This is a genomic window from Limnochorda sp., assembly GCF_047459355.1.
GTDB lineage: Bacteria > Bacillota > Limnochordia > Limnochordales > Limnochordaceae > Limnochorda.
Map to the genome: position 1 here is coordinate 1 of NZ_VSCV01000057.1, position 4,873 is coordinate 4,873.

At 67.2% G+C, this 4,873-nt stretch carries 6 protein-coding genes; 1 reads left to right on the plus strand and 5 read right to left on the minus strand.

Annotated features, from left to right (window positions below; translation table 11 throughout):
• Positions 1-115 precede the first annotated feature (115 nt).
• A complete protein-coding gene (locus tag FWJ67_RS10575) occupies positions 116-1,774 on the minus strand; it encodes an FAD-binding protein (RefSeq protein ID WP_304173484.1) in 1,659 nt (552 codons plus the stop codon).
• Between the two features lie 190 nt (positions 1,775-1,964).
• On the opposite strand from FWJ67_RS10575, the gene FWJ67_RS10580 reads away from it, so the two are divergent.
• Positions 1,965-2,465, plus strand: coding sequence for a GAF domain-containing protein (locus FWJ67_RS10580; RefSeq protein WP_304173486.1), 501 nt, complete (start codon positions 1,965-1,967; stop codon positions 2,463-2,465).
• A 184-nt stretch (positions 2,466-2,649) separates the two neighbouring features.
• Here the strand turns inward: FWJ67_RS10580 and FWJ67_RS10585 are convergent, their stop codons facing one another.
• The 4 genes from FWJ67_RS10585 to FWJ67_RS10600 form a co-directional block, all read right to left on the minus strand.
• Positions 2,650-3,003, minus strand: coding sequence for a carboxymuconolactone decarboxylase family protein (locus FWJ67_RS10585; RefSeq protein WP_304173488.1), 354 nt, complete (start codon positions 3,001-3,003; stop codon positions 2,650-2,652).
• Positions 3,004-3,310: 307 nt separating this feature from the next.
• Positions 3,311-3,583 carry a spore coat protein gene (locus FWJ67_RS10590; protein WP_304173490.1) on the minus strand — a complete coding sequence of 91 codons (273 nt, stop codon included), beginning with the start codon at positions 3,581-3,583 and terminating at the stop codon, positions 3,311-3,313.
• Positions 3,584-3,616: 33 nt separating this feature from the next.
• Positions 3,617-3,805 carry a hypothetical protein gene (locus tag FWJ67_RS10595; protein ID WP_304173492.1) on the minus strand — a complete coding sequence of 63 codons (189 nt, stop codon included), beginning with the start codon at positions 3,803-3,805 and terminating at the stop codon, positions 3,617-3,619.
• Between the two features lie 44 nt (positions 3,806-3,849).
• Positions 3,850-4,704: a manganese catalase family protein gene (locus FWJ67_RS10600; protein ID WP_304173494.1), complete on the minus strand. Its 855-nt coding sequence runs from the start codon at positions 4,702-4,704 to the stop codon at positions 3,850-3,852.
• Between the last annotated feature and the right edge of the window lie 169 nt (positions 4,705-4,873).

Sequence of the window (4,873 nt, forward strand, 5' to 3'; positions counted from 1 at the left end):
CCCCACCAAACAGAGACAGCGGCCAGCGCCCCGGATCCTTCCCAGGGCGCTGGCCGCTCTTTTTGGGGAACGGTCCACCCCTAGGGCGTCTCGCCCACCTGGGGCCCGAGGGAGCCTACGCCGCCTCGTGCCCCTTCAGGAGCTTCACCATCTCCTTGCCGGCGATGTAGCCGAAGGTGACCGCGGGGCCCAAGGTGGCCCCGGGGCCGGGATAGGTCCGGCCCATCACCGAGGCGGTGCAGTTGCCCGTCGCGTAGAGGCCGGGGATGGGCACGCCGTCCTTCAACACCCGGGCGTATTCGTCGGTCAGGATGCCGCCCTTGGTCCCGAGGTCACCGGGATAGAGTTTCACGGCATAGAAGGGCCCCCGCTCGATCTTCCCCAGGTTCGGGTTGGGGTAGGTCGGATCGCCGTAGAAGTGGTCGTAGGCGGTGCGGCCCCGCCCGAAGTCCTCGTCGACGCCCTTCTCCACCATCCGGTTGAAGCGGGCGACGGTGGCCAGCAGGGTCTCCCGGTTGATTCCGCACTTGTCGGCCAGCTCGTCCAGGGTGTCCGCCTTGATGAAGTAGCCCGACTCCAGGTAGGCCTTGGGCGTGAAGCGGGGCATGGCCATGCCGAAGATGTACCGGTTCCGGTGGCGGCTCTCCATGATGAGCCACGAGGGGATGGCCTTGCCAGCTGTCTTCTGGTTCTGTTCCAGCATGGCGTGGCCGAAGTCGACGTAGGAGGCGGACTCGTTGGTGTACCGCTGGCCCAGCTGATCCACCACGATGGAGTGGGGCATGGACCGCTCCCAGAGGATGAAGTACGGCTGGCCCGAGGGCTCGATGGAGACGGCCCCCCACCAGGCGTCGTCCAAGAGGGCCATGTCCACCCCCAGCTCCATGCACTGCTGGATCACATCGCCGGTGTTGTCGGGGTTGCCGACGCTCCAGCCCGCCTCGATGCCGTGATACGTCTTGCGCATCTCGGCGTTGTGGTCAAACCCGCCGGCGGCGAGAAGCACCGCGCCGGCTCGGAGCTCCAGGGGCTTGCCGTCCTTCAACACCTCGATCCCCACAGCGCGGCCGTCTTCCACCAGGATCCGCCGGCAGGGGGTGTTCAGCCAGAGGGTGACCCCGTACCGGAGGGCCACCCACATCAGCTGGGCCACCATGGCGTTGCCCAGCCCCACCAGCTGCTGCCCTGTCAGCCGCTTGGCGGCCCGGCTGAGGATGCCGACGGTCTTGAAGAAGTGCTTGGGCGTGGTGAAGGCCTTGGGCAGGTGGTGCGCCTCGCCCGAATGGAAGGGCATGGGCAGCTCGGCCGCCATCCGGATGCTCTTGCCCAGCTCCCCGAGCTTGCGCCGGTCGAAGAAGGCGTACTCAATGCACCGGCCGATCTTGCCGCCAGGCTTGTCCGGGTAATAGTCGGGATACTCCATGGCGGCCACAAACTGGACCCCTTCACCCTGCAGAAAGCGGACCACCTCGGGGCCGTTCTGCAGGTAGGCCACCTTCCGCTCCCGAGAGCTGGCCGGGCCCACATCGCCGATGACCGTCTCCATGTAGGTTAGGGCCTCTTCGAAACTGTCCTGCAGGCCCGCCGCCAGGGAGACGGGGTTGTTGGGGATCCACATGCCGCCTCCCGAGAGGGAGGAGGAGCCGCCCCACATGGAGCCCTTCTCCACCATCAGGGTCTTCAGACCATGCTTGGCCGCCACAATCGCTCCCGTAAGGGCACCCCCACCGCTCCCCACGACGATCACGTCATACCGCTCGGTCGCTGCCGCCATCGTCGTCCTCCCCTCTCCGCTCCCCTCGCGGTACCACCGCAAGGGCACCAACCGTCGCTCTTATTCGTCTTCTTCGCCGCCGCGCGGCTCCCCTGGTCCCTGCAGCCCTGGGTCGCTTGGGGTTCCAGCGGTGTATGCAGGGGATCGGGTGGCGAACACGAAACTTGAAGGGACCCAGGAGGGAGCGCGCATGAACGGGATCGGTGCCCAGTTTCAAGCCACGTTGGACCTGGTGGACCAGCTGACCGCATCCGAGCGGGCCTTTCGGGAGGTCGCGGAGGAGGTGGTCCGCCACCTTCGGGCCTCCTACCCCCACTACACCTGGGTGGGAATCTACATGGTGGAAGGGGAGGTCCTGCGGCTCTGGGCTTGGGACGGGCCAGCGCCGACAGAGCATGTGGAGATTCCCCTTCACGCCGGCGTCTGCGGCTGGGCCGCCTCAACGGGCCAGATCGCCAACGTGCCCGACGTCAGCAAGGATGAACGGTACCTCCAGTGCTTCTTGAGCACCCGCTCCGAGCTGGTGGTGCCCATCCGCCACGGCGAGGAGGTCTACGGCGAGATCGACATCGATAGTGACCGGCTGGCCGCGTTCGGGCCCGAGGATGAACGGTTCCTCACCGAGCTCTGCGACCGGCTCGGGGCCCTGGCCGCCGCCCAGGGTCTGGTGGGCCACCGGCCCGGGGCGTGATCCCGGCGCCCCGGACTTTTCGTCTTGCCGGCAGGTTCCAGCCGGTGACGACGTGATCCCTTTTCCCTTTGAAACAGGGTGCGGCCCCGGCCGAGGTCGGGGCCGCTTCCCGTCGCGGGAGGAACCCGGTGAGGTCCCTTGGTCAGGCGGTCCGGGCCTGCTCCGGATGAACGCCTTGACGGACCTACTTCTGGGCCAGGAACTGGTCGGCGGCCCGCAGGGCGAGGGAACCGTAGACCGTCGCGGGCCCGCCTCCCATGAGCACGGCCACGCCCACCGTCTCCGCGATCTCTTCCCGGGTGGCGCCGTGCTTCAGCGCGTCGTACACGTGGGCAGCGATGCAGCCCTCGCAGTGGACGGCAATGGCGATGCCGAGGGAGATCAGCTCCTTCACCTTGGCCGAGAGCACGCCGTCCTTCACGGCCGCGTCGTGCATGGCCATGAAGCCCTTCATGGTGTCGGGGATCGCCTGGCTCAAGTCACCCATACGGCGGAGGACGTCCTCCCGCAGAGCGGGGAAGTCTTGGGAGGTGCTCATCACCCTACCTCCTTGCCAGCCTTCCGTCCCTGGGCGGCGGGCGGAAGTAACTTGTGATATATTTCACATTCTCCTCTTCGATCTTGATTCCCTTGATCCGGAACGGGCAGAACGGTACGGCATCCATGGCGTCGCAGAGCCCGCCAGCACGAGCCCGGGCTGCCGACCCGTTGCCAGCTGGCGGCCAAGCCCCATCTTTGCCTGAGGGCCAAGCCAGATGCACCGCGCCCCACCGCCCAGACATGCGGGCGGTGGGGCGTCCCCTCCCCTGGGCTTCGCGCCAGCGTCTGAACCCGTCCGAGCCCCGCTAGACCCGGGCCCCCACGGGCGCGGGCGCGGTCAGGGCCCGGAGCTGGGTCAGGATCTGATCGATATCCTCCTGACGCGCCTCGGGCGGCACGTACCAGCCCCGCTGCTCCATCAGGGCCGTCAGCTGCTCCTGGCGGCGGATGGCGTCCTGGCTTGCCTTGGCCATGAGGTTCCGCAGGTGCGGGGAGCTGCACTCGGTCGCGGACCGGGCGAAGCCGGCGGCACATGCCTTGAGGCTGCTGTTGACGCTGGTGGCGATGATGGCGTCCATCGCTGGCCTCCTTCCTCCCTGTTCGTCTTCTGGTCAGCCTTGCAAGATGCCCGTCAGCTGCTGGACGAGGTTCTCGGCGGCTTGGGCCTGAGCCTCGACGAACTGCTTCAGCTCAGGATCCTGGCACTGGCCGGCCATCTGGCGGTACGCCGATGCGGCCGCCGCTTCACTCCGGATGTGCTCTTGCACATGGAGGAACTCATGCGCCCTCAGCTTGGCCATGGGACCTTCCCTCCTCGGACGTCGTCTTGGGTTGGCCGCCTGGTTTAGGCTCGCTGACCGTTGCTCGCCCCGACCAGGGCCTTGTCTGAAACGGTGTTGTAGACTTTCGGATGGCCGATCCCCAACGCAGGCGCCTCGGCCAAAGGTTGGGGGTTCTCGATATACTCGATGGGCTTGCCGTCGACCTCGATCTTCATCCAGCGGCCCTCAGCGCTCTCCCGGCCCTCGGAGAAGTTCCAGAACTGGTGGTTGTTCTCGGCCCGCTCCAGGTGCCTGGGAAAGGCGCTGGGCACGGGCGTCTCCTCGTAGCCTTCCGCCTCCAGCTCCTCGATGGCCGCCGCCCAGAGGCGCTGGTGGTAGGTGTCGCGGGCCAACAGAAACCCGAGCATGTCCCGGACGCCTGGGTCGGTGGTCATCTCATAGAGACGGGCCACCTGCAGGCGCCCTTGGGACTCGGCGGCCAGGTTGGCCCGGAAGTCGGCCAGGAGGTTGCCGCTGGCGACCATGTAGCGGGCCGTCCAGGGGAAGTCCTGGGAGTCGTTGGGGCTCGCGCCCAGGCCCCAAACGATGGCGTGCTGGGGGCTCATCCCGCCCAAGACCGCCCCCACCGCGGAATTCTGCCGGGCGGCCTCCTCCTGATCCACCGGCGAGCCTTCCAAGAGGCGGGCGATCATGGTGGCCAGCATCTCGACATGGCCCATCTCTTCGGTCCCGACGTCAAGGAGCAGATCCCGGTACTTGGCGGGGCCGCGGCAGTTCCACCCCTGGAAGAGGTACTGCATCATCACGGTGATCTCGCCGAAGGCCCCGCCGAGGACCTCCTGGAGCTTCTTGGCGTAGACCGGATCCGGTCTTTCGGGCTTGGCGTGGTACTGCAGCCGCTTGACGTGGTAGAACAAGGCGGGTTTCCCACTCCTTCCGTGATCGGGTTCCAGCGGTAACATAACCGCGCCGGATTGGACGCTACGCTGGAATCGCCTGTTCCCGCTGGGAAGGGTTGGCCAGAGAGACGCGACAAGCGGCGGGCGGGCCCGCCGCTCATCGCGGAGTGGGGCGTTGGTCACCGTT